This window comes from Stenotrophomonas sp. YJH_SMC_37 (assembly GCF_059370035.1).
Map to the genome: position 1 here is coordinate 217,875 of NZ_JCAFTG010000002.1, position 23,185 is coordinate 241,059.

Consider the following 23,185-nt stretch of genomic DNA (forward strand, 5'->3'; position numbering starts at 1 on the left):
GACGGAAGGTGGAAATCAGCGCAGCACGCCCGGCAGGCCGGGCGCCTGGTTGAGGGTGCTGCGGCTGCTGATATCGAAGCTGCGCTGCTTCTTTTCCTGCGGCGTGGCCGCCACCGTTCCCTTCAGGCCGTAAGCCAGGGTGCGGTTGCTGGCCAGCGCGTCGGCCACCACCAGGCGTGCGGCCGAGCTGGGCACGAGGTCAACATTGATGACATCGGCTGAGGTGCCGCCAATGGAGATGCCCGGCTTGGCCTGCAGGGTGCCGGCGTCGCTGTCGCCGACGGTCAGCGCCAGCGCGACGTCATCGAAGGTCATGGGCATGGAGCTGTAGTTCTGCAGGCGCAGGGCCACGGTCCAGTTGCCGTCGGCGCGCACGGTCAGCTGCTGGAGGCTGGCCGCCGGTTCCGAAACACGCTTGACGATGCCGTTGTTGCAGGCAACAAGGGCGAGGGTGCACAGGACGATCAAGGCGATACGGAAACGGTGGAGCATGGGCGCAGTTCCTCTGAAGGGGTGCGTTGGATAAGCATACTACGGCGTATGGTCGTTTGGATCGCCTGTGGCGACCCGTCGCAGAGGGTAGCGCGTGAAGATGGCGGCCGGGCGTGCGCGGCGCCGGATGGCGCGCGCGTAGTGCGCCGGATGCGGGGAGGTTCAGTCGGCGGGTGTATCGCGAATCGGGGCCATCAGGCGCAGCGGGCCGAGGTCGTAGCCCATCGTCTCGGCCTTGGCTTTCAGCTGTTCGAACTGGGCGCGATCCATTTCCGGCAGGCGCGAGAGGATCCACAGGTACTTTCGGTCCGGTTCACCGACCAACGCCCACTGATAGTCCGGGTCCAGTGCCAGGACCCAGTAGTCGGCCCAGACCAGTGGCACCCAGCTCAGCCAGTCCGGAACGAATCGCACCTGCAACTGGCCGGGATGGCCGGCAACCGGGCGCGCCACGCCTTCAGCAACCACGCGTTCTCCGTCGCCGTTGCGGCAGGCATTGGTGACGCTGATGCGGCCATCGCGGCGCAGCCCGTAGTTGGCGGTGATATCGCCCACGCATTGCTTCTGGAACGAAACCGGAAGATGTGCAATCTCGTGCCACTGGCCGGCATAGCGATCGATGTCCAGGCGCTCGACCGCGCGCACAGGTTCAGTGGCGATCACCGGGAAGGCGGCCAGCAGCAGGCAGGCGAGCAGGGCAGGGCGCAGAGGCATCGTTAGGCTCCAGGCAGGAGTCTGGAGCGTAGGTGCCGCCGCGCATGCCGGTGTAAATGTTTCGTCAACCGGGCGTGTGCGCAGGCGCCGCATCCGCAACTTGTGCAGTGCGCGAAGCACGGACAGAAAAAAGACCTGCATCTCTGCAGGTCTCGAAAGATGGTGGCCGAAGACGGAATCGAACCGCCGACACGGGGATTTTCAATCCCCTGCTCTACCAACTGAGCTACTCGGCCAAACTGTGTGGCAATCACGATCAACTGCGATTCCCGAAAAAAAGACCCGCATTTCTGCAGGCTGTCGAACGTGGTGGCCGAGGACGGAATCGAACCGCCGACACGGGGATTTTCAATCCCCTGCTCTACCAACTGAGCTACTCGGCCACGTAGTTCATTGCAGCGAGGTCGCTGCCAAGGACGCGCATATTACGGAGGTCAGTCGCCTACGGCAAGCATTTTGGCAAAAAACCTTCACATTGCCGTCTGCGCAGGCGCAAGTACTTGATCCGCCGTCGCGGGGCGGGGGCGCGCTGGATGCCGATTCATCCGGGCGCGGCGGCGCGGTGATCACCGCCTGCGGCGGAATTCAGCGGGCCACGGTGATCGACAAAAGCGGTGTGGCGGGGCCAGCGCGTGGACGGCACCGACACCTGACATGGAACGCTGTTTTCGTGACCGCCATTGGGGCACGCTGCGGCGTAGTGTCGGCGTTCTCTTCCTGACGCTGGCAACAGCAGAGATCGTCGTCATGTCCGACTCATTGACCACCACCCGCATCGTGCTGGCGTCGCGTCCGCTGGGGGCGCCTACTGCAGCCAATTTCCGCTTGGAGCATGCCGCGCTGCCGCCCTTGGGCGACGGCGAGGTGCTGCTGCGCAATCGCTACCTCTCACTGGATCCGTACATGCGTGGACGCATGGATGAGGGACCGTCCTATGCCGCGCCGGTGGCGGTGGGCGCGGTGATGGAAGGGCAGACCGTGGCCGAGGTGCTGCAGTCCAACGCCGAGGGTGTAGCTGCAGGTGAGCTGGTGCTGGCGCCGGGTGGCTGGCAGACCCACGCGGTGCTGCCGGCCACGGCACTGGGGCGCCGCCTGGACCCGGCCGGACTGCCGCTGAGTACGGCGCTGGGGGTATATGGCATGCCCGGCTTCACCGCCTATTCCAGCCTGCATGAAATCGCCCGTCTGAAGCCGGGCGAGACGTTGGTGGTGGCTGCCGCAACGGGGCCGGTCGGCGCGACCGTAGCGCAGCTGGCCAAGCTGCAGGGCGCGCGCGTAGTGGCTATCGCTGGTGGCGAGGCCAAGCGTGCCTATCTGCAGACGCTGGGCGTGGACGAGGCGCTGGATCATCGCGCGGCTGATTTTGCCGAGCAGCTGCGCGCGGCGGTACCTGCCGGCATCGACGTGTACTTCGAGAATGTCGGTGGCCATGTGCAGGATGCAGTGCTGCCGCTGCTCAACAACTTCGCCCGCATTCCGGTGTGCGGCACCATCGCCACCTACAACGAGCGGGGCGTCGAGCAGCCCGGCCCGGACCGGTTGCCGGCACTGTTCAGCCAGATCCTGCGCCAGCGCCTGACCGTGCGTGGCTTCATCGTGCACGACTTCAACCATCTGTGGCCGGACTTCGAACGTGAGATGCGGCAGTGGCTGCGCGAAGGCCGCATCCAGTACCGCGAGGATGTGGTGGAAGGGCTGGAGAATGCGCCGGAGGCGTTCTTCGGGCTGCTGCAGGGACGCAACTTCGGCAAGCTGGTGGTGAAGCTGGATTGAGGGCTTGGCGGTGTGCCGACCAAGGTCGGCACCCACTTCAGGCAGTCGAGGCCTTTTCCCTGCGCAGCAGTTCGCGCTTGCGTGCCACGCCCCAGGCATAGCCGGACAGGTCGCCGTCGCGGCGCACCACGCGGTGGCAGGGGACTGCCACCGCCAGCGGGTTGCTTGCGCATGCACGTGCCACCGCACGACTCGAGCGTGGCGCACCGATACGCGCAGCGACATCCGCATAGGAGGCGGTTTGTCCACGCGGGATCTGTTGCAGCGCCTGCCACACCCGTTGCTGGAATGCGGTGCCGCGGATATCCAGCGGCAGCGTGGCGCCCCGCGAAGGATCCTCGACCAGGCCCACGACCTGCGCCACCAGTTGCTCATAGCCCTGGTCGGCGCCAATCAGTTCGGCCTGGCGGAAGCGTTGCTGCAATGACTGCAGCAGCGTCTCCGGATCGTCGCCGAGCAGTATCGCGACCACGCCGGTGGCACTGCTGGCCACCAGCACGCTGCCCAGTGAACTTTCGGCAAGCGCGAAGTGGATGACTTCGCCGCGACCACCTGCGCGCCATTGCTTGGGCGTCATGCCCAGCAACTTCGGTGCGTTCTCGTAGAAGCGCCCACTGGAACCGAAGCCGGCATCATGGAAGGCATCGGTGATGCGTTCCTGCTGTTCAAGCCCGGTGCGCAGGCGGTCGGCGCGCAGCGCGGCAGCGTACTGCTTGGGGGTCAACCCTGTGGCCTGCTTGAACAGGCGGTGCAGCCGGGTCGGACTGCAGCCGGCGATGTCGGCCAGTTCCTGCAGTGAGGGTTCGTCGAGGCTGGTCTGCAGGTGGCGGCAGACCCGTTCGACGCGGGCATCGAGGGCGGTGGTGGCGGTACTGTCCATGGCCGGATTCTGGCACGCGCCGGTTCTGCGGAAACTCCGTTTCCTGCACCGACGGGCCAGGCCCGGAAACGGAGTGTTGGCAGGCCGAAGGCGCGGCATCGTGGCGGCCACTTCACAACCGGAACCACGACCATGCGCCTGAACAACAAGATCGCTCTCATCACCGGTGCCAGCGCTGGCATTGGCCGCGCCAGCGCGCTGCGCTTCGCCGCCGAAGGGGCGAAGCTGGTGCTCAACGCACGGCGGCCGGAGCCGCTGCAGGCGCTGGTCGAGCAGATTCGCGCCGCCGGTGGCGAAGCCGTGGCGCATGCCGCTGACGTGGCTGACCCGGGCACGGCACAAGCGCTGGTCGATCTGGCCCAGCAGTCCTTCGGCGGCCTGGACATCGCGCTCAACAATGCCGGCATGCTCGGGCCGGGCGTGCCGGCAGCGGAGTTCCCGGTGGACGCTTGGCGTGAAGTGATGGCCACCAATCTGGATGCCGCGTTCCATGCCGCACGTGCGCAGTTGCCGGCACTGCTGGCGCGCGGCGGCGGCTCGCTGGTGTTCGTTGGCACTTTCGTCGGTCACACCGTGGGATTCCCGGGCATGGCGGCCTATGCGTCAAGCAAGGCCGGGCTGATCGGCCTGAGCCAGGTGATCGCCGCCGAATACGGTGCGCGCGGCGTACGCAGCAATGTGCTGCTGCCCGGTGGTACCGATACCGAGATGGGCCGGCAGGCGGCTCCCACCGGCGATGCACGTGACTTCGTGCGCTCGCTGCACGCACTCAAGCGCTTGGCCGAGCCGGAGGAGATCGCCAATGCGGCGCTGTTCCTGGCCAGCGATGAAAGCAGTTTCGTTACCGGTACCGCGATGCGTGTGGAGGGCGGGGTATCGATTACCCGCACCTGAGGACGGTCACCGACGTGGCCGGTAGCGGATACCGCTGCTGGCCATGAAGCCCTTCGGATCGAAACGGGCCCATGCCTCGCCCCAGTCGAAGCGGGCGTGGCCGCCGGCCAGTTTGCGCCCCAGCGCCGCACCCAGCGTGCGGCGCATGAAGGCGACTTCGGCATCGATTGCCGCCTGGGTCGGCCAGCCGTCTTCCAGTGTCGCACCAGGCAGATCGACGCCGATCGTCACCATGTCGAGCTGTTGCCCGTGGAAGCACAGGCTGATGCCAGCGGGCACACCGCCCAGGCTAAGCCGGTGCAGGCTGAGCCAGCGATAGCCGGTGCCGACATCGCGCTCCCCTCGCACCAGCGGGGCAAAGGCGGCACGCGCTTCGTCCAGTAACAAGGTGGGGCCGATCAATGCGGGCAGGTTGCCGAGCTGGATGCTGCCGTCGGTCGCATTGAGGAGCATCGGCAACGCGTGGGCTGCGTGCTGGGCAGAGGAGGGCATGGCACACCGGCGAGCGTGGTGCCCCGGATTCTGGCTGGGCGGGGCGGTGGCGGCAAGCCGCTTCCTGCACAGGATGTTGGCGCGGGACTGACCTGCGGCTCACCCGGCAACCTCTAGCGTGGTGGCAGCGCTGGCCTGCTGCCGGCGAGGGAGTTTTCGATGAACGAGCAAAGCAGGGATCAGGACCCGAAGCAGGGCGTCCAGGAAAGCCGCCAGGACAGGAAGCAGGACGATGTGGCCAAGCAGCGGCCCGGGCAGCGCGACCAACAGGTGCGCGATGCGCACTCACGCGGCCCGCAGCGCAAGGACGGCGACCAGGAGCCGGCCTGAGTTGCGGGCGCTAAAAAGAAAAACCCGCAGATCACGAAGATCTACGGGTTCTTCTGAATAGTGGTGGAGCCAAGGAGGATCGAACTCCTGACCTCGTCATTGCGAACGACGCGCTCTCCCAGCTGAGCTATGGCCCCACGGCAGGGCTTCAGTCTAGCCAAGCGCTTGCCGCTTGCCAAGCCGATCAAAAGAATTTCATGTCGAGACGCGAGGCACATCAGCGGGTGACTGTGCCGAAACCGCTTGTTTCGACGGGCTTGGGCACCACGCAACGAAATCGTAACAATTTGGGGGATAATGGCCGCTTGCGCAGTTCTCCTCCCTTTTGCCGCCCGGCTCGCGCAGGCCGCACGGACGCCTCCTCAGAGCATTCCATGCCCTCCCATTCCGATTCCCGCCGCCTGTCGGGTCTGTCGTCTTCCTTTGTTTCCTTCCGCCGTCACCCGCTGGCCCTGGCCTGTGCTGGCCTGGCCCTGGCGGGCAGCTTCGGTGCCGCCGCGCAGGACAGCGCGCCGACCCCAACCGGCCTGGACACGATCACCGTGACCGCCGAACACCGTGAGCAGAACCTGCAGGAAGTGCCGGTCTCGGTGGGTGTGGTGCAGGGCGAGCGCATGCGCGACTTCACCGCCGGCGGCGACGACACCCTGCTGGCACTGTCCGGCCGCGTGCCGAGCCTGTATGCGGAAACCACCACCGGCCGCATCTTCCCGCGCTTCTACATCCGCGGCCTGGGCAACATCGACTTCTACCTGGGAGCCTCGCAGCCGGTGTCGATCATCCAGGACGACGTGGTGCTGGAGCACGTGGTGCTGAAGTCCAACCCGGTCTATGACGTGGACCAGGTGGAAGTGCTGCGCGGCCCGCAGGGCTCGCTGTTCGGCCGCAACACCACCGCCGGCATCGTCAAGTTCGACACCCTGAAGCCGACCCAGGACTACACCGGCCGCGTCAGCGCCAGCTACGCCACCTACAACAGCGTGTCGATCGACGGCGGCTTCGGCGGCCCGATCAACGACATCGCCTCGTTCCGCGTGTCGGCGCTGTACCAGCACCGCGATGACTACGTCGACAACACCTACAAGGGCCCGAGCGCCGATGGCACGGTCAGCCCGAAGAAGAACGCCATGGGCGGCTTCGACGACCGTAACGTGCGCGCCCAGCTGCTGCTGACCCCGAGCGACCAGTTCTCGATCCTGGCCTCGGCCCACGCCCGCGACTATGAAGGCACCTCGACCCTGTTCCTGCGCGGTGCGCTGACCAAGGGCTCGAACAAGACCGACGTGCCGCGCGACAAGGTCGCCTACGACGAGGCCGACAACAACCCGCAGGCCTACAAGACCTACGGCGGCTCGGTGAAGGCACGCTACGACTTCGGTGCGATCGACTTCACCTCGATCACCGCCTACGAGACCACTTCCGGTTACAGCCGTGGTGACACCGACGGTGGCGCCGCGGCGAACTTCCCGGTCAACGGCGTGCCGAACGGCTACGGCCAGTCGATGGGCCGCATCCGCGACCTGGACCAGTGGACCCAGGAATTCCGCCTGGCCAGCCATGACGACCGCGCGCTGCAGTGGCAGGCCGGTGCGTTCTACTTCAACGGCAGCGACACCACCGACTTCTACCAGCGCGCGTGGTTCCTGCAGGGCCCGGCACGTAACCCGAACAACTGGGTGCGCCTGCGCAACAAGAACACCTCGTGGGCCGGTTTCGGCCAGCTGAGCTATGCCTTCACCGACAAGTTCACCGTTACCGCCGGCCTGCGCCAGACCCGGGACGAGAAGCACACCCGCCTGCTGAAGACGGCTGACACTGCCGCTGGCGTGGTCACCTACAAGGGCCGCACCGACGTCAAGATGTCCGACACCACCCCGAGCTGGGATCTGAGCGCGATGTATCAGATCACGCCGGACGTGAGCGTCTACGCCAAGGTCGCGCGTGGCTTCCGTGGCCCGACCATCCAGGGTCGTTCGGCAGTGTTCAATGCCGACTTCACCACCGCCGATTCCGAGACGATCCTGTCCTGGGAAGCGGGCGTGAAGAGCAGCCTGTGGGACAACCGCCTGCGCCTGAACGCCACCGCGTTCACCTACACCGTCAACGACATCCAGCTCAACGGCAACGATTCGGACGGCAACGGCGTGCTGTTCAACGCCGACAAGGCCAAGGCCTACGGCTTCGAAGCCGACATGGAGCTGCGCCCGATCCCGAACCTGACCTTGAGCGCCGGCCTGAGCCTGCTGCACAGCGAGATCAAGGACAAGCGCGTCTACGCACAGGTCTGCGGCCTCAACGGCCAGGTGGTGTGCACGGTGAATGACCCGACCATCAAGGTCGGCGCCAACACCTTCGCGCAGATCGACGGCAACCCGCTGCCGAACGCACCGAAGTACAACGTGAACCTGGCTGCCCGCTACGACTTCCCGGTCAGCGACGCTGGCACCATGTTCGTGTCCACCGACTGGAACAAGCAGGGTTACACCAGCTTCGTGCTGTACGACAGCAAGGAGTTCAACTCCAAGGGTGACTTCGAAGGTGGCCTGAAGATCGGCTACTCGGGCAACTACGGTGCCTACGAAGTTGCGCTGTTCGCGCGCAACATCACCAACGAGAAGAACCTCAAGGGTGTGATCGAGAACTACATGGCGGCGGTCTACAACGAACCGCGCACCGTGGGTGTCTCGCTGAACATGAACTGGTAAGCCTTACCCCGTCGTGTACCGGAAACGGCGCTCATCGAGCGCCGTTTTTCGTTGCTGGCCAGGCATCATCCGTGCTCAAGGCGTGGCGCTGACGCCCTTGCCCAGCGCTGCATCGGACGGCGCACTGGGGCCCAGCACCTGCAGCTGCATCGCCTCCATCCGCTCCAGTACCTTGCGCTGCTTGCCGTTGAGGCCGCGCGAGGTGATTGCGATGTGCTTGCGTGCAGCGTCCAGCGGCGCGGGTTGGTAGTGCACCGTGAAGCGGCGCAGGGCGCATCCCATCAGCTTGTCGACCGGTGCGCAGTCGTTGGCGTTGAAATCGATATCGCCGTCGGCGGCAACAATGAAGGGGCTGAGCAGGATCTGCCCTTCGCGGGCAGTGAAGGCCAGTGGCGCGTGGGCCTTGGCGATGACCGCCTGGATGCGTACGGCAGGGATGTCTTCAGGGACGATCCTGTCATCCCAGTAGCCTTCGGTCGGGCGCGAGGTTTCGTAGTTCTGGGTGCCCCATGCCACGCAGTTGCCGGAGGCCACATGCACCGAGATGCAGACCTGCTGGGAGTGCTGATCGGTCAGGACGCCGGGTGGTACCCAGACCTTCTTCCAGGAATAGAAACGGTAATCGACGTCGGCCAGGCGGGTGACGCCGATGTCCTTCGATACTTCGTCCGTGGTCCCCAGCGGCTTCAGCTTGGCCACGCGGGTGTTCAGGCGGTAGTTCTCCGCACCGTTCAGCAGATAGGTGCCCGGCGGAATCAGATGCACCTCGAACACGTCCATCAACACCGTCCGCTGCGGGCCGGTTTCCAGTTCGTTGGTGTTGAACAGCTGCACATAGCCCTGGGAGGGAATATCCTTGTGCTGGAAGGACACCCGCGTCGAGAACCCGGGTAGGTCGGTCGAGCGGTTGCCCAGATGAAAGCCGGGGACCGGGGAGCCGACACCTGGCCCGCCGTTGTGCACGACATACGGGGCCGGCACCAGCACAGCAACCAGACCGTCGCGGGTGGCACCGTCAATGATGTCCACCAGCTTGGCTGTGTTCTCCTTTTCCTGTGCATAGGAAAGCGGTGCGGCCTGCCCAGAGCATGCCAGGCCCAACGTGGTTAGCAGCAGTGCGCAGGCGGTCGCGATCTTGAGGGTCTGCATCGACGTCTCCTTGTCAGTACCGCCAAACCCTAGCACGGCCCCTGCAGGCTTGAGGTGCACGACGCCGGCGTGGTCCGGCGCCTTGTGCCATCAACGTGCGGGCAGCAGCGCCTGAAGCTGCGATTCCAGTTCCTGCTGGCGCCAGCCCGCCAGTGCGGCCGGCCATTTGCGGCGTTCCAGATAGCTTTCCAGATGCTTGCGGGAGGCCAGCACGCCATCCGGCAGGCCCAGCTCGCGGCTGCGTTCGGCAACGGCGTCCTGCAGCCTCTTCAGTACCTGCTTGTTGCTGTCGTTGGCGGGCAGTGCCAGCGGTGCCTCGGCCTCATCGGCCAGCGGCGTGGATAGTGCCTGCCAGACCGCGCCTGCCAGCTTGCGCGGTGCCTTCGGGAACTGTTCAAACAGCGTGGCCAGCGCGGCGGCATCGGCCGGTGGCGTGCGTGCCAGCGTGGCGGCCAGTTCGTTGTCCAGGATCCAGCTGCGCGGGCGGTCGCTGCTGCGTGCCTGCACATCACGCCAGCGCAGCAGGCGCAGCAGGCGGCGCTGCGCGGGAGCATCGAGAAACTGCGCTGAGCGCATCGCCAGATGCGGCCAGCGGTCCTCGTCATTGGCGACGCTGGCCAGCAGGCGCTCGCCGTCGTCGTGCAGCCACTGCTGGCGGCCCAGTGCCTGCAACTTGGCATCAATGGCGTCATGCAGCGCGAACAGGTGCTCGACGTCGTCGGCGGCGTATTGCAGTTGCGACTCCGAGAGTGGACGGCGCATCCAGTCCGAGCGGGTTTCGCCCTTGGTCAGCGCCACGCCGGTGATTTCCGCGACCAGCTTCTGGTAGCCCATGCCGCCACCAATGCCGGCCAGCGAAGCGCCGATCTGTGTGTCGAACAGCGGTCGCGGCAACACGCCGCAGGTCCACTTGAAGGCAACCAGGTCTTCGCTGGCGCTGTGCATCACCTTGGTGATTGATTCGTCGGCCAGCCACGGCGCCAGTGCCTCGGTCATGCCGGGAATCAGCGGATCGATCAGCAGGATGTCCTGCCCGACCGCCATCTGCACCAGAGCCAACTGCGGCCAGAAGGTGCGTTCACGGATGAATTCGGTGTCCAGGCCGATGCGGGCCGGACGCTGCTGGAAGTACGCATCCAGCTCGGCGGGGGTGGTGATCCAGGTTGCCACGGGTCAGGACCTACTACTCGGGTTTGCTCAGGCAGGGGAGAATAGCCTAACGTCGGTGCGCGTCCCTGCCGAAGGAGATCCTGCTTGCGTTTTCCGCTGTCGTCCGCGCTGTGCACCGCCTTGGCCATGGCCCTGGCAGGCTGCACGCCGTCGCCCCCCACGGCAGTGGACCGGAGTGCCGGGGAGGAGGCGCGCCCGTCCGCGAACGCAGACAGCGACGAGCGCCCGCAGGCCGGGCAGGGCAGCGTGACCATCGCCGGTGAGGATGCCGCCGAGGATGTACAGCAGTGGACGCCGCCGCGGGTGGACCGCCAGGGCCGCAGCCTGGCCCAGTTGCGCCGCGCGGCCGGGCAGGCCTTCACTGAGGGCCGGCTGTATGAGGATGCCGATGCCGCCATTCCGCTGTGGCTGGCAGTACAGGAAGAGGACCCGGATGACCGCCAGGCCCGCCAGGGCCTGCAGCGTGCCCGCCAGCGCCTGCAGCAGCAGGCGGGTGCGTTGCTGGTGCGGCCGCTGAAGCAGCGCGAGGCGCTGGCGGAGGCCAGCCGCCAGGCGCTGGTGCTGCTGACCCTGGCGCCCAAGGACGAGAAGGTACGCGCACTGCAGGGTCGGGTGGAGCTTGCCCAGCGGGTGGTGGCTTACAACCGCGCCGGTGAAGAGGACCTGCGCTCGGGCCGGATCGGCGAAGACGGGGACGGGGCTATTGGCAACTTCCGCGAGGCACTGGCACTGGATGGGAACAACAGCCGTGCGCGGCAGGGACTGGCCGCAGCCGAAAGCGGGCTGATCCGCCGCGCAGAAGATGCTGCACGCGCGCGCGATTTCGCCAGCGCGGGCACTTGGTTGGCCGAAGCCAGCAAGGTGCGCGACTCATCGCCGACCATTGCCGACGCGTTCGAGCGCATCGAGCAGATCCGTGCGGCGGTGTTGCTGCAGCTGCGCGATGACGGCCTGCGCGACCTGTCCACGCCGCAGGGCCTGAAGCCGGCACGCGAGAAGCTGGCCGAGGCCCTGCGCATCGCCCTGCCGGGAGACCCGGTGGTGGCCCAGCTGCGTGAGCGCATTGACCTGGCCACGCACTACGGCAGCTTCCGCCCGGGGCAGGTATTCAGCGATGCCATGCGCGATGGCGGGCGCGGGCCGCAGATGGTGGTGGTCCCGCACGGCGGCTTCCAGATGGGGGCCGGTGATGCCGAGCCGGGCGCCAGCGATGCCGAGCGGCCATCGCATTATGTACGCTTTGATCGAGGCTTCGCGATGGCGATCACCGAGGTGACGGTCAGCGATTTCCAGCGCTACGTGAAGGCGACCAATGCGCGCCCGCGTGCGACCCGTCGCGGCCATTCGGTGGTCTATGACGAACGCAGCGGCAACTTCATCCGCCGCAGCGGCGTGGACTGGCGTTCGGACTACGACGGTGGCCTCGCGATGGCCAATTCGCCGGTGATGCATGTCAGTATCCGCGATGCCGAAAACTATGCGGCGTGGTTGTCCGAGCAGACCGGGCGCAGCTACCGGTTGCCCAGCGAGGCCGAGTTCGAATACGCGCTGCGCGCCGGCAGCAGTGGCCGCTATCCGTGGGGCGCCGCCGGCACGCCGCCGCCCGGTGCTGGCAACTTCACTGGCAGCAAGGATGTCTCGCCATCGGGACGGCACTGGCACAACGCCTTCATCGGCTATGGCGATGGCTGGTGGGGGCCCGCGCCGGTGGCCAGTTTCCAGGCCAATGCCTTCGGCCTGCACGACATGGCGGGCAATCTCAGCGAGTGGGTGGCCGATTGCTGGCATGCCAGCTACCGGCGCGCGCCCTCCGATGGCGCGGCCTGGTTCAACCCGGGCTGCCGCGCACGGGTGATCCGCGGGGGCAACTGGGCCAACGCGCCGGAGCAGACCCGTGCGGCGTGGCGGCAGTCGCAGGATTCGGACACCACCAGCGCGCGCATCGGTTTCCGCCTGGTGCGGGGCATCTGAGCGGCACCGGGCTTCACCCGCTGCTGGCGCCCGCGCACTAAGATTGCGCCGTGCCCGCCGGCCGGCGGGGCCTGCTGGACGACCCCTGATGCGCAATGATCCCTTTTCCCGCTCGCCCCAAGGCCCGCAGCGTCGCGGCCTGTTTGGCAACATCCGCTGGTGGGTGCTGCTGCTGGCCGCCGCCTATGCGCTCTTCTACTGGTTTTCCAATCGCACGGTGGACCCCTACACCGGCGAGAAGGTGATGATTGACAGCAGCCTGGACGCCCGCCAGGAGACCGCCTTGGGCCTGCAGGCCTACCAGCAGATCCTCTCGGAGGAGCCGCCGATGGACTCCAACGCGCCGATCGCCCGCGATGTGCGCGACATCGCCCAGCGCCTGATTGCCAAGGTTGATGTGGTGGAGACTGCACTGGCGCAGGAGCACGGCGTTCAGCCGGCGCATTTCGCGCGTGATTTCCAGTGGGAAGTCAACGTGATCCCATCTGAACAGGCCAACGCATTCTGCCTGCCTGGTGGCAAGATGGCGGTCTATACCGGCCTGGTGCCGGTGGCGCGCACGCGCGACGCGATGGCGGTGGTGATGGGCCACGAGATTGCCCATGCGCTGCTGCGCCACGGTGCGCAGCGGATGGCGCAGCAGAAGCTGACCCAGATCGGGCAGATGGCCGGCGCCGCCAGCGGCATGGATGCGCAGCAGCAACAGATGATGATGTCGGCGATGGGCTACGGGTATCTGCTGCCCTATGCGCGCAGCCACGAGACGCAGGCCGATGAAGTGGGACTGATGCTGGCTGCGGCGGCGTGCTTCGACCCGCGCGAGGCGGTGCCGCTGTGGCAGCGCATGGGCCAGGCCAGTGGTGGCCAGTCACCGCCGGAGTTCGCGTCGACTCACCCGAACCCGGGTACCCGTATCCAGAACCTGCAGGCGTTGATGCCGAAGGCGCTCGAGTACCGGCAGAAGTTCTGCGAGCAGGCAAAGTAGGGGGTTGTTCGGCAGGGCTTGCAGCCCTGCACCTGCCGAAGCAACAGCAACAGCAACAGCAACAGCAACAGCGTGCATTCCGTGGGATGGCGGGGTGGGTCCGGTTGCGGGGGGCGCTGCAAGTACGTCCATGTAAGCTCGGTCGCCGCATCCATGCGGCTCACGCCCCCGCAACCGGACCCACCCCGCCTTCGACAGATGTCCGCGATCTGCCGGAATGGCGCTTGGGGTCAGATCCGTTTTCCGCAGGAAAACGGATCTGACCCCGAATTGATTCGATGTCTGAAAGAGATTCATCCACACATGGCGTGGATCTACCGACCGTCATCGGGACACTGTCGAGGGTGGGGCGGTGTGGCTGTGCAGGACCGTTGGCGCCATGGATGGCGCCATCGAGCCCCCAGGGATGGTTTACGGCGTGTCCTGCACAGCCACACCACCCCGCCAAGCTACCAGCAATCCAGAGCCGCTTTCGCTGTTGCTTCGGCTGTTGCATTTGCCTCTGCAGGTGCAGGGCGCAGCCCTGCCGAACCCCTTTACTTGACCTGCACGTCGATCACGCCGTCGCCCACGCGCGCCTGCAATGCGTCGCCGGGCTGCACCTGATCGACCTGGCGCACCAGCGTGCCATCGTCACTGCGGGTCAGGATGCTGTAGCCGCGCGCTACAGTCGCCAGCGGGCTGACCGCTTCCAGCGAACGCGCCAGCCCGCGCAGGCGCAGCGCATCGCGTTCCAGCAGACGCTGCATCGCTGCCTGCGGTCGTCCGCGCAGGGCGGCCAGGCGGCGTTGCATCGTGTCGAACTGGCGCTGTGGGTGGTGCCCGCGCAGGACCGCCGCTGCATGGCGAAGGCGCGCAGCACGGCGCTCCTGCTGCTGGTTGAACGCGGCATGCAGGCGCCGGCCCAGATCGAGCTGGCGGCGGCGCAACAGGTCCAGTCGCGCCTGCGGGCTCTGCGCGTTCAGGCGCAGCAGGGCACGGTCAGCACGTTGCATCGCCTGCTGCATCGTGTGCCGCTGCAGCTGCGCCATGCGTGCCGCGGTGCGCCGCAGGCGCAGGGCCAGTTCGCGCTGGTCCGGTACCAGCAGCTCGGCTGCCACCGATGGCGTCGGTGCACGCAGGTCGGCGGCGAAGTCGCTCAGGCTGAAGTCGGTTTCATGGCCCACCGCCGACACTACCGGGGTGCGGCTGGCGGCGATCGCACGGGCCAGTGCTTCATCGTTGAAGGCCCACAGGTCTTCCAGTGAACCGCCGCCACGGGTCAGCAGGATCACGTCGTAGCGGCCACTGGCATCGGCGGCCTGCAGCAGGCGGGTGATCTGTGCAGCGGCGCTGCTGCCCTGCACCAGGGTCGGCAGCAGGTCCACTTCCAGCAGCGGGAAGCGGCGGCCGAGCACGCTCAGCACGTCGCGCACAGCGGCGCCGGTGGGGGAGGTGATCACCGCAAGGCGCTGCACGTGCGCCGGCAGCGGCCGCTTGCGTGCCGGGTCGAACAGGCCTTCGGCCTCCAGCCGTGCCTTCAACTCCTCGAAGGCGCGGCGCAGTGCGCCTTCGCCGGCTTCCTCCATGTGGTCCAGCACCATCTGGTACTCGCCACGGGCGTCGTACAGGGTCACCTTGCCGCGCACCAGCACGCGCATGCCTTCGCGCGGCACGAACTTCAGGTATTGCGCCTTCATCCGGAACATCGCCGCGCGCAGCTGCGCACGTGCGTCCTTCAGGGTGAAATACAGATGCCCGGAGGCGGGACGCGCCACGCTGCCCAGTTCGGCCTCGACCCAGATCGCCGGGAAGCTGCCTTCCAGCAGGTCGCGGGCCAGGGTGTTGAGCTGGCTGGGGGTGAGGATGTCGTTGTTGCGTGGCTGCATGGGAACGGCGTGCTGCGGGCGGAACGGGGGCTCAGGATCGCACGTCAGCGCACCGTGTGCTGGCCCAGTGCCCACTGCACGTGTTCACGCACCAGCGGCGAGGGATCGTCGATGCGGGTCTGCAGGGCAGCCAGCGCTTCGGCCGAGGACGGCGCATTGCCCAGCGCCACGGCGATGTTGCGCAGCCAGCGCTCATGGCCGCTGCGCCGGATCGGGCTGCCTTCGGTGCGGCGCAGGAACTCGGCTTCGTCCCAGGCGAACAGCTGGTCCAGGCGCGCGGTATCGAGGTTGTTGCGCGCGCGGAAATCGGCTTCGTCGGTACGCTTGGCGAACTTGTTCCAGGGGCAGACCAGCTGGCAGTCGTCACAGCCGTAGATGCGGTTGCCGATCAACGGCCGCATGTCTTCGGGGATGGCACCGTCGTGCTCGATGGTCAGGTAGGAAATACAGCGCCGCGCGTCCAGCCGCTGCGGGCCGGTGATCGCGCGGGTAGGGCAGACATCGATGCAGCGCGTGCAGGTGCCGCAGTGTGCCGTAGCCGGCGCATCGATCGGCAGCGGGATATCGATGTAGATCTCGCCGATGAAGAACCAGGAACCGCCGTTGCGGTCGATCAGGCAGGTGTGCTTGCCGATCCAGCCCAGCCCCGCGTTGCGCGCCAGTGCGCGCTCCAGCACCGGCGCCGAATCGACGAATACCCGGTAGCCCAGCGGTGCCACTTCATCGTTGATCTGCGTGGCCAGCTTCTGCAGGCGGTTGCGCATCAGCTTGTGGTAGTCGCGGCCCAAGGCGTAACGGGCCACGTAGGCGCGGCCCGGGTCGGCCAGGGTTGCCCAGGCTTCGGTGTCGTCCTTGTGGCTGTAGTCCATGCCTACCGAGATCACCCGCACCGTGCCGGGCAGCAGCTCGGCCGGGCGCGCGCGCAGGGTGCCGTGGCGCGCCATCCAGTCCATCGTGCCGTACAGGCCCTGGCCCAGCCAGTCGGCCAGGTGCGCCTCGTCCTCGCCCAGCTCGATGCCGGCGATGCCGCAGCGCTGGAAGCCATGCGCACGCGCCAGTTCGCGGATGCGCTGTACGGCCTGGACCGGATCGACAGGGGAGGGGGCGGGAGACATATGCACCAGTATAAAATCCCCGCATGGCCAACCTTGCCGCTCTGTTCGATTCCGCTGCCGCGCGTGCGCTTGATGCGCAGGCCTCGGCACTGGCTGCCGAGGGCGGCTGGAGCCTGATGGCGCAGGCCGGCCACGCCGCCTGGCAGTGCCTGCTGCAGCATTGGCCACAAGCGCAGCGGATCGGCGTGGTGGTTGGCGCAGGAAACAACGGCGGCGATGGCCTGGTGCTGGCCCGCCATGCACGACAGGCCGGGCGTACGGTGACGGTGATCGCCTTGCCGGGCAAGCCACCGGCGACGTCGCTGGCACAGCGTGCAGCATCGGAATTCACGTCCGGTGGCGGCACCCTCACCGATTTCGACGGCGCGCTGCCCGAGGCCGATATCTGGGTCGATGCCCTGTTCGGTCTGGGCTTCGACCGTGCGCCGGAAGGTGTGGCGCAGGCGCTGATCGCCGCCCTCAACGCGCAGGCGGCACCGGTTCTGGCGCTGGACGTCCCCAGTGGCGTCGATGCCGACCGGGGCGCCGTACCGGGCGAGGCGGTGAAGGCTGTTTTGACCCTGCAGTTCATCGTGCCGCATCGCGGGCTGTATACCGGCGATGCGCTGGATCATTGCGGGCGGAAGGCGTTGGCGCCGCTGCAGCTGCCCACGGCCGCATGGCAGGGCGTGTCACCTGCCGTGGAGCACTGGACCCAGGCGCGCTTGCCGGCACTGCTGCCGCCGCGCCGCGCCAACAGCCACAAGGGCGAATCCGGGCACGTGCTGTGCGTCGGCGGCAACCATGGCAGCGGCGGTGCCATCGCCATGGCGGCCGAGGCCGCGCTGCGTGCCGGCGCCGGATTGCTGAGCCTGGGCACCCGCCGCGATCACGTCGGCCCGTTGCTGGCGCGCCTGCCGGAAGCGATGACCCATGCGCTGGAAGACGGCGATGTGCTGCCGGCGCTGCTGGACAAGGCCAGGGTGGTGGCGATCGGGCCGGGCCTGGGCCAGGACGAATGGGCGCGCGCGCTGTTTGCGCGGGCGCTGGCCAGCGCCAAACCGCTGGTGGTCGATGCCGATGCACTGAACCTGCTGGCGCAGGATCCGCGCGCGCTGCCGGACGCCATCCTTACGCCACATCCGGGCGAGGCCGCGCGTCTGCTCGGCTGCAGTACCGCTGACATCCAGGCCGATCGCTACCGTTGTGCGCAGGCGTTGGCCGAACGCTTCCACGCCGTGGTGGTGTTGAAGGGCGCAGGCAGCATCGTGACGGCGCCCGGGCAGGCGCCACGGCTGATCGCTGCAGGCAATCCCGGCATGGCCGTGGGAGGCATGGGCGATCTGCTCACCGGCATCATCGCCAGCCTGCGCGCGCAGGGCCTGGCCGCCTTCGACGCCGCCGCGGCCGGTGCGCTGCTGCATGGGCTCGCGGGCGACGCCGCGGCCGCCGATGGCGCGCGCGGCCTGCTTCCTACTGATCTGCTGTCGCCGTTGCGGCGACTGGCCAACCCGGAACTTTCCCGATGATCGATTTCTTCCTTGCCGACAGCGATGCCACTGAACTGCTCGGGCAATGGCTGGCGGCCACGCGGCCGCCGCAGGCGCTGGTCGAACTGCGCGGCGACCTGGGGGCCGGCAAATCCACCACGGCCCGCGCACTGCTGCGCGCGCTGGGTGTCCAGGGCGCCATCCGCAGCCCGACCTACACCCTGGTCGAGCGCTATCCGCTGGCCGGCGGTGGCGAGGCCTGGCATCTGGATCTGTACCGGATCGGGCAGGCTGGCGAACTCGATTTCCTCGGGCTGGACGAGGGCAGCGCGGTACTGTGGCTGGTTGAATGGCCGGAACGCGGTGCCGGTGCGCTGCCGCCAACCGACCTGGTGGTGGCGCTGGAGATCGAGGGACAAGGGCGTCGCGTTCGTCTCACTGGCGCCAGCGACGCGGGGCATGAATGGCTGAAACGGCTTCCCCAAGGAGGCGACTTGCAGGCCATATCTGTCGGCTGACGAGAACAAACACCGGCAGGTTACGGATTATTAAGGAAAAAGGTGTTGCATTCCGTTCAGTGCGGTGATTGAATCCTGAGCCATGCGCCCGGGGAACCGTCTCATCGCCATCTGTGCCGCCGTCGGACTGGGTCTGGCGAGCGTCAGCGCGTGGGCCGGTGAAATTCGCCAGGTCCTGCTGAATACCGGTGCCACCGGCACCCGTGCCGAGATCTCGCTGGTGGGCAGTGGCGGTTACAAGACGATGTCGCTGGCCGGACCGAACCGCCTGGTGGTCGATTTCCCGGACTCCAGCGCCGTACGCAACCTGAAAATGCCAGCGGCGCAGGGCGTGGTCACCGCGGTGCGCACCGGACAGCCGGTGCCGGGTACCTTCCGTGTCGTTTTCGACCTTGCTGAATCGGTGGCGCCGTTCCGCCCACAGATGCAGCGCGAGGGCAATGAATCCAAGCTGGTGATCGAATGGCCGGGCGATGGCCCGGCCGTGGCCGCCAGCCGTCCGGCAGCGACGCCAGCGGTGCCGCCGCAGGCGCCGGCCAACACGCCCGCACCGACGCCGACGCCGGCGGAGAGCGCGCAGGCGCGTACCGATGCCGCGCGTGCCACGGCGCTGCTGACTGCCCAGGTGCGGCAGCAGGCCAGTGCCACCGCCGCCGCGCCGGCCACGCCTACCCCGGCGCCATCCACCGCGCCGGCCCAGGTCGCGGCGGCGGGTACCGTGGCCAGCAGTTCGCCTTCTTCCTCGCCGGCCGCGATCCTCGCTGGGCAGCGCACCGCAGCGGTGGTGACCACGCCGCCGGCCACGGTGCCTGCGCCGGCACCGACGCCGGTGGAACCGCCGCGCCCGGCCATGCCCAGTGATGCCTCCCGCATCCGCATGCAGGCCGGCATGCGCCATCTGGTGGTGGCCATCGATCCCGGTCACGGAGGCCAGGATCCGGGCGCGATCGGCCCGACCGGCAAGCGTGAGAAGGATGTCACCCTGGCGGTGGCGCGGGAACTGGCCCGTCAGGTCAATGCGACGCCAGGCCTGAAGGCCTACCTTACGCGCGACAGCGACGTGTTCATTCCGCTGCCGATGCGCGCGCAGAAGGCGCGTGCAAACAAGGCCGACATCTTCATTTCCATCCATGCCGACGCGGCCGAGAACCGTTCGGCCACCGGTTCGTCGGTGTACGTACTGTCGACCAAGGGTGCCTCTTCGCAGCGCGCCCGTTGGCTGGCAGACAAGGAAAACGCGGCCGATCTGGTCGGTGGCGTTCGCCTGCAGCAGACCGAGGGCACGCTTGCCAATGTGCTGCTGGACCTCGCGCAGAGCGGCTACATGAAGGCGTCCGAAGACGCCGCCGGCCACGTGCTGGGCGGCCTTAAGCGGATCGGCAACAACCACAAGCCGAACATCGAGCGCGCCAACTTCGCGGTGCTGCGTACGTCGGACATGCCGGCGATGCTGGTGGAAACCGCGTTCATCTCCAACCCGGATGAAGAGCGTCGCCTGACCGACCCGGCCTACCAGCGCAAGATCGCCGGTGCCGTGCTCGATGGCGTGCACACCTTCTTCAGCCGCCAGCCACCGCCGGGCACGCTGTACGCGGCCCGTGCCCAGGCCGAGATCGACGCCGCAGCCACCATGGCCGGCGGCAGCAAGTAATCCGCTTCCTGTAGAGCGCGGTAGAGTCGACTGTTGGTTGACTACGTGCGCAGCGCGGGGCTTTTCGGCGCCCGGGCGGAGAGCAGTCGACTGACAGTCGACTCTACCCACGGGCGCTCCGCTATCATCGACCCATGAAGTCTGCTGCCCATCATCTCCCATGAGCGCGCCCGGTCCGCGCCCGATCCGGCCCTTGCCGGAGATCCTGATCAACCAGATCGCCGCTGGCGAAGTGGTCGAGCGTCCCGCTTCGGTGGTCAAGGAGCTGGTCGAGAACGCGATCGACGCCGGTGCCAGCCGCGTAGATATCGATCTTGAAGAGGGCGGTGTACGCCTGATCCGCATCCGCGACAACGGCAGTGGCATCGCGCCGGAGCAGCTGCCGCTGGCGGTATCGCGCCACGCGACCAGCAAGATCGCCGATCTGGACGATCTTGAATCGGTGGCCACGCTCGGTTTCCGTGGCGAAGCGCTGCCGTCGATCGCCTCGGTCAGTCGCTTCACCCTGGCCTCGCGTCGCGCACATGACGAGCATGGTTCCGCGCTGCAGATCGAAGGCGGGAAGATCGGTGAGGTGACGCCGCGCGCGCATGCGCCGGGTACCACGGTGGAAGTGCGCGAGCTGTTCTACAACGTACCGGCGCGGCGCAAGTTCCTGCGCGCCGAGCGCACCGAGCTGGGCCATATCGAAGAATGGCTGCGCTCGCTGGCCCTGGCGCGGCCGGACGTCGAACTGCGCGTGTCCCACAACGGCAAGGCCTCGCGCCGTTACAAGCCGGGCGATCTGTATTCCGATACGCGATTGGCAGAAACGCTGGGCGAGGATTTCGCCAACCAGGCCGTGCGCGTGGATCACAGTGGCGCCGGCCTGCGCCTGCATGGCTGGATCGCGCAGCCGCATTACTCGCGTGCCAGCGCCGACCAGCAGTACCTGTACGTCAACGGCCGTTCGGTGCGCGATCGCAGCGTCGCCCACGCGGTGAAGATGGCGTACGGCGATGTGCTGTACCACGGTCGGCAGCCGGCCTATGTGCTGTTCCTCGAACTGGACCCGACCCGTGTTGATGTCAACGTGCACCCGGCCAAGCACGAGGTGCGCTTTCGTGATTCGCGGCTGGTGCATGACTTCGTCTATCGCACGCTGAAGGACGCGTTGGCTGATACCCGCGCGGGCATGTCGGCGCAGGAGATCGGTGCGGGTCCGGTGCATCCGGTGGACGCCGCTGCTGCATCGATGGCATCGAGCGCGGGCGCATCGGGTTTCGGGCTGGTGCGTGGGCCTGCGCCCGGTGCCGGCTCGGGCGCAGGCGGCGGTGGCTTTTCCGGCTGGCGCCCGCAGCAGCCCCTTGGGCTGCAGGTTGCTGATGCTCCGGCGGCCTACGCCGCGCTGTATGCCACGCCGGCCGGTGCCGAGCCCGGGGCGGCGCTGCCGCCGATGCCGACCGAGAACGGACTGCCGGTCACCAGTGCCGATGCCGGAGTGCCGCCGCTGGGCTATGCGATCGCGCAGCTGCACGGCATCTACATCCTGGCCGAGAACGCCGAAGGCCTGATCGTGGTCGACATGCATGCCGCACACGAACGCATCGGCTACGAGCGCCTGAAGAACGCGCACGATGGCATCGGCCTGCAGTCGCAGCCGTTGCTGGTGCCGATCACGCTGGCGGTGGGCGAGCGCGAGGCCGATACCGCCGAAAGCGAAGCCGACACGCTGGCCGCACTCGGCTTCGAAGTGACCCGTGCCGGCCCCGGTTCACTGCACGTGCGCAGCATACCGGCACTGCTGGCGCATGCCGAACCGGAAGGCCTGCTGCGCGACGTGCTGACCGACCTGCGCGAGCACGGCCAGAGCCGCCGCGTGGCCAGCGCGCGCGACGAGCTGCTGTCGACCATGGCCTGCCACGGCGCGGTGCGTGCCAACCGTCGCCTGACCGTGCCGGAAATGAACGCGCTGCTGCGCGACATGGAGATCACCGAGCGGTCCGGCCAATGCAACCACGGCCGGCCGACCTGGGCCCGTTTTTCGCTGGCGGAGATCGACCGCTGGTTCCTGCGCGGACGTTGAGGGGAGCATCGATGCGTTATCGGGGAATGGGCGGCCTGCTGGTCGCCATGGTGTTGGCCGCCTGCAGCCCCGCGCCGCCGCCGGCACCGGCTTCGGCCGCGGAGGATCCGTCCTATGCCGCCGGGCAGCAGCAGTGGCGGGTGGCACGCTATCAGGACCTGACCCGCCCGGACGGTTGGACAGCGCTGGTCGGCCTGCACTGGCTGCAGAACAGATCGCACTTTGTCGGCAGTGGCGCGACCAATGGCATCCGCCTGGCAGTGGGGCCGGACAAGCTGGGCCTGCTGCGCCGCGAAGGCAGCCAATGGTGGTTCACTCCCGAAGCCGGTACGGACGTCAGCCATGGGGGCAAACCGGTCCGCGGCCGCATCCGCATCGACACCGACAAGGATCCGCAGCCGACGCTGCTGGCCTTCGATGGTGGCAAAGGCCAGCTCAGCATCATCCGTCGCGGTCCGCGCGATGCGCTGCGGGTCAAGCACGCCGATGCGCCTGCACGCCGTGGGTTCGCCGGCCTGGAGTACTGGCCGGGCGGTCCTGACTGGCAGGTGCAGGCGCGCTTCATCGCGCACCCGCCAGGCAAGACCCTGCCGATCGTCGATATCACTGGCTTGACCACCGAGATGCCGAACGCGGGCGCGGTCGAGTTCCAGCGTGATGGCCGCAACTGGCGGCTGGAGGCGATAGGTGCACCCGGGCAGCCGCTGTTCCTGATCTTCGCCGACCGCACCAGTGGTCGCGGCAGCTATCCGGCTGGGCGTTACCTGGAAACCGATGCGCCAGGCGCCGATGGTACGGTGCGCATCGATTTCAACCATGCCTACAACCCACCGTGTGCGTTCACCGCCTATGCAACCTGCCCGTTGGCGCCGCCTGAAAACCGGCTGGACCTGCGCGTGGAAGCGGGCGAGAAGGCCTACCACCTGCCTGAAGGAGAAGGCTGA

Annotated in this window: 19 protein-coding genes and 3 tRNA genes; 11 read left to right on the forward strand and 11 right to left on the reverse strand. The window is 67.5% G+C overall.

Annotated elements, in window-relative coordinates:
- Positions 1–15: 15 nt before the first annotated feature.
- From AC5P8J_RS03505 to AC5P8J_RS03520, 4 genes are all read right to left on the reverse strand, one after another.
- Complete coding sequence (locus AC5P8J_RS03505; protein ID WP_010486516.1) at positions 16–492, reverse strand: LEA/WHy family protein; 477 nt, start codon at positions 490–492, stop codon at positions 16–18.
- Between the two features lie 162 nt (positions 493–654).
- Positions 655–1,206 carry a lipocalin family protein gene (locus AC5P8J_RS03510; protein ID WP_019660542.1) on the reverse strand — a complete coding sequence of 184 codons (552 nt, stop codon included), beginning with the start codon at positions 1,204–1,206 and terminating at the stop codon, positions 655–657.
- Positions 1,207–1,366: 160 nt separating this feature from the next.
- Positions 1,367–1,442: transfer RNA gene (locus AC5P8J_RS03515), tRNA-Phe, on the reverse strand.
- Between the two features lie 71 nt (positions 1,443–1,513).
- Positions 1,514–1,589 (reverse strand) — tRNA-Phe (locus tag AC5P8J_RS03520).
- A gap of 364 nt (positions 1,590–1,953) precedes the next feature.
- On the opposite strand from AC5P8J_RS03520, the gene curA reads away from it, so the two are divergent.
- Positions 1,954–2,979, forward strand: a complete 1,026-nt coding sequence (gene curA, locus AC5P8J_RS03525) for an NADPH-dependent curcumin/dihydrocurcumin reductase (RefSeq protein WP_111102440.1) — start codon at positions 1,954–1,956, stop codon at positions 2,977–2,979.
- 37 nt (positions 2,980–3,016) lie between these two features.
- Here the strand turns inward: curA and AC5P8J_RS03530 are convergent, their stop codons facing one another.
- Positions 3,017–3,859 (reverse strand): bifunctional transcriptional activator/DNA repair enzyme AdaA, encoded by an 843-nt coding sequence (locus AC5P8J_RS03530; protein ID WP_031269378.1) that lies wholly within the window; start codon positions 3,857–3,859, stop codon positions 3,017–3,019.
- Positions 3,860–3,991: 132 nt separating this feature from the next.
- Between AC5P8J_RS03530 and AC5P8J_RS03535 the strand changes: the two genes are divergently transcribed.
- Positions 3,992–4,753 carry an SDR family oxidoreductase gene (locus AC5P8J_RS03535; RefSeq protein WP_111098301.1) on the forward strand — a complete coding sequence of 254 codons (762 nt, stop codon included), beginning with the start codon at positions 3,992–3,994 and terminating at the stop codon, positions 4,751–4,753.
- 6 nt (positions 4,754–4,759) lie between these two features.
- Here the strand turns inward: AC5P8J_RS03535 and AC5P8J_RS03540 are convergent, their stop codons facing one another.
- A complete protein-coding gene (locus tag AC5P8J_RS03540) occupies positions 4,760–5,245 on the reverse strand; it encodes a hypothetical protein (RefSeq protein ID WP_021202168.1) in 486 nt (161 codons plus the stop codon).
- 159 nt (positions 5,246–5,404) lie between these two features.
- Between AC5P8J_RS03540 and AC5P8J_RS03545 the strand changes: the two genes are divergently transcribed.
- On the forward strand, positions 5,405–5,575 hold the full coding sequence (locus AC5P8J_RS03545) for a hypothetical protein (RefSeq protein ID WP_021202167.1): 171 nt from the start codon (positions 5,405–5,407) through the stop codon (positions 5,573–5,575).
- 61 nt (positions 5,576–5,636) lie between these two features.
- On the opposite strand, the gene AC5P8J_RS03550 is transcribed toward AC5P8J_RS03545, so the two are convergent.
- Positions 5,637–5,712 (reverse strand) — tRNA-Ala (locus tag AC5P8J_RS03550).
- Positions 5,713–5,949: 237 nt separating this feature from the next.
- Between AC5P8J_RS03550 and AC5P8J_RS03555 the strand changes: the two genes are divergently transcribed.
- Positions 5,950–8,280, forward strand: a complete 2,331-nt coding sequence (locus tag AC5P8J_RS03555) for a TonB-dependent receptor (RefSeq protein WP_227853531.1) — start codon at positions 5,950–5,952, stop codon at positions 8,278–8,280.
- A gap of 75 nt (positions 8,281–8,355) precedes the next feature.
- On the opposite strand, the gene AC5P8J_RS03560 is transcribed toward AC5P8J_RS03555, so the two are convergent.
- The gene (locus tag AC5P8J_RS03560) at positions 8,356–9,429 is read right to left on the reverse strand and encodes a hypothetical protein (protein WP_021202165.1); all 1,074 of its coding nucleotides are present in this window, start codon (positions 9,427–9,429) and stop codon (positions 8,356–8,358) included.
- A gap of 90 nt (positions 9,430–9,519) precedes the next feature.
- The gene (gene rnd, locus AC5P8J_RS03565; protein WP_111102438.1) at positions 9,520–10,599 is read right to left on the reverse strand and encodes a ribonuclease D; all 1,080 of its coding nucleotides are present in this window, start codon (positions 10,597–10,599) and stop codon (positions 9,520–9,522) included.
- An 84-nt stretch (positions 10,600–10,683) separates the two neighbouring features.
- Between rnd and AC5P8J_RS03570 the strand changes: the two genes are divergently transcribed.
- Together AC5P8J_RS03570 and AC5P8J_RS03575 are read left to right on the forward strand one after the other, a co-directional pair.
- Positions 10,684–12,570, forward strand: a complete 1,887-nt coding sequence (locus tag AC5P8J_RS03570) for a formylglycine-generating enzyme family protein (protein WP_111102437.1) — start codon at positions 10,684–10,686, stop codon at positions 12,568–12,570.
- 88 nt (positions 12,571–12,658) lie between these two features.
- Complete coding sequence (locus AC5P8J_RS03575) at positions 12,659–13,555, forward strand: M48 family metallopeptidase (protein WP_111102436.1); 897 nt, start codon at positions 12,659–12,661, stop codon at positions 13,553–13,555.
- A gap of 536 nt (positions 13,556–14,091) precedes the next feature.
- Here the strand turns inward: AC5P8J_RS03575 and xseA are convergent.
- Both xseA and queG read right to left on the reverse strand, forming a co-directional pair.
- Positions 14,092–15,423, reverse strand: a complete 1,332-nt coding sequence (gene xseA, locus AC5P8J_RS03580; RefSeq protein ID WP_227853045.1) for an exodeoxyribonuclease VII large subunit — start codon at positions 15,421–15,423, stop codon at positions 14,092–14,094.
- 44 nt (positions 15,424–15,467) lie between these two features.
- Positions 15,468–16,538: a tRNA epoxyqueuosine(34) reductase QueG gene (queG, locus tag AC5P8J_RS03585; RefSeq protein ID WP_111097874.1), complete on the reverse strand. Its 1,071-nt coding sequence runs from the start codon at positions 16,536–16,538 to the stop codon at positions 15,468–15,470.
- 23 nt (positions 16,539–16,561) lie between these two features.
- Here queG and AC5P8J_RS03590 point away from each other — a divergent pair, with 23 nt between their 5' ends.
- The 5 genes from AC5P8J_RS03590 to AC5P8J_RS03610 all read left to right on the forward strand — a co-directional run bounded on the left by AC5P8J_RS03590 (position 16,562) and on the right by AC5P8J_RS03610 (position 23,185).
- Positions 16,562–18,046: an NAD(P)H-hydrate dehydratase gene (locus AC5P8J_RS03590; RefSeq protein WP_111097873.1), complete on the forward strand. Its 1,485-nt coding sequence runs from the start codon at positions 16,562–16,564 to the stop codon at positions 18,044–18,046.
- The gene (tsaE, locus tag AC5P8J_RS03595) at positions 18,043–18,525 is read left to right on the forward strand and encodes a tRNA (adenosine(37)-N6)-threonylcarbamoyltransferase complex ATPase subunit type 1 TsaE (RefSeq protein WP_019660526.1); all 483 of its coding nucleotides are present in this window, start codon (positions 18,043–18,045) and stop codon (positions 18,523–18,525) included. Before AC5P8J_RS03590 ends, tsaE begins: the two co-directional genes overlap by 4 nt.
- A gap of 82 nt (positions 18,526–18,607) precedes the next feature.
- Complete coding sequence (locus AC5P8J_RS03600) at positions 18,608–20,176, forward strand: N-acetylmuramoyl-L-alanine amidase (RefSeq protein ID WP_021204165.1); 1,569 nt, start codon at positions 18,608–18,610, stop codon at positions 20,174–20,176.
- A 160-nt stretch (positions 20,177–20,336) separates the two neighbouring features.
- The gene (gene mutL, locus AC5P8J_RS03605; RefSeq protein ID WP_021204166.1) at positions 20,337–22,241 is read left to right on the forward strand and encodes a DNA mismatch repair endonuclease MutL; all 1,905 of its coding nucleotides are present in this window, start codon (positions 20,337–20,339) and stop codon (positions 22,239–22,241) included.
- 11 nt (positions 22,242–22,252) lie between these two features.
- Entirely contained in the window at positions 22,253–23,185 is a 933-nt protein-coding gene (locus AC5P8J_RS03610) for a DUF1684 domain-containing protein (RefSeq protein ID WP_188249618.1), read from the forward strand.

Coding starts and splice junctions, on each gene's coding strand:
- curA (WP_111102440.1), top strand. CDS start 1,954: ATGTCCGACTCATTGACCACCACCCGCATCGTGCTGGCGTCGCGTCCG.
- AC5P8J_RS03535 (WP_111098301.1), top strand. CDS start 3,992: ATGCGCCTGAACAACAAGATCGCTCTCATCACCGGTGCCAGCGCTGGC.
- tsaE (WP_019660526.1), top strand. CDS start 18,043: ATGATCGATTTCTTCCTTGCCGACAGCGATGCCACTGAACTGCTCGGG.
- AC5P8J_RS03575 (WP_111102436.1), top strand. CDS start 12,659: ATGCGCAATGATCCCTTTTCCCGCTCGCCCCAAGGCCCGCAGCGTCGC.
- AC5P8J_RS03600 (WP_021204165.1), top strand. CDS start 18,608: ATGCGCCCGGGGAACCGTCTCATCGCCATCTGTGCCGCCGTCGGACTG.
- AC5P8J_RS03590 (WP_111097873.1), top strand. CDS start 16,562: ATGGCCAACCTTGCCGCTCTGTTCGATTCCGCTGCCGCGCGTGCGCTT.
- AC5P8J_RS03545 (WP_021202167.1), top strand. CDS start 5,405: ATGAACGAGCAAAGCAGGGATCAGGACCCGAAGCAGGGCGTCCAGGAA.
- xseA (WP_227853045.1), bottom strand. CDS start 15,423: ATGCAGCCACGCAACAACGACATCCTCACCCCCAGCCAGCTCAACACC.
- AC5P8J_RS03555 (WP_227853531.1), top strand. CDS start 5,950: ATGCCCTCCCATTCCGATTCCCGCCGCCTGTCGGGTCTGTCGTCTTCC.
- queG (WP_111097874.1), bottom strand. CDS start 16,538: ATGTCTCCCGCCCCCTCCCCTGTCGATCCGGTCCAGGCCGTACAGCGC.
- AC5P8J_RS03560 (WP_021202165.1), bottom strand. CDS start 9,429: ATGCAGACCCTCAAGATCGCGACCGCCTGCGCACTGCTGCTAACCACG.
- AC5P8J_RS03510 (WP_019660542.1), bottom strand. CDS start 1,206: ATGCCTCTGCGCCCTGCCCTGCTCGCCTGCCTGCTGCTGGCCGCCTTC.
- mutL (WP_021204166.1), top strand. CDS start 20,337: ATGAGCGCGCCCGGTCCGCGCCCGATCCGGCCCTTGCCGGAGATCCTG.
- AC5P8J_RS03530 (WP_031269378.1), bottom strand. CDS start 3,859: ATGGACAGTACCGCCACCACCGCCCTCGATGCCCGCGTCGAACGGGTC.
- AC5P8J_RS03540 (WP_021202168.1), bottom strand. CDS start 5,245: ATGCCCTCCTCTGCCCAGCACGCAGCCCACGCGTTGCCGATGCTCCTC.
- AC5P8J_RS03505 (WP_010486516.1), bottom strand. CDS start 492: ATGCTCCACCGTTTCCGTATCGCCTTGATCGTCCTGTGCACCCTCGCC.
- AC5P8J_RS03610 (WP_188249618.1), top strand. CDS start 22,253: ATGCGTTATCGGGGAATGGGCGGCCTGCTGGTCGCCATGGTGTTGGCC.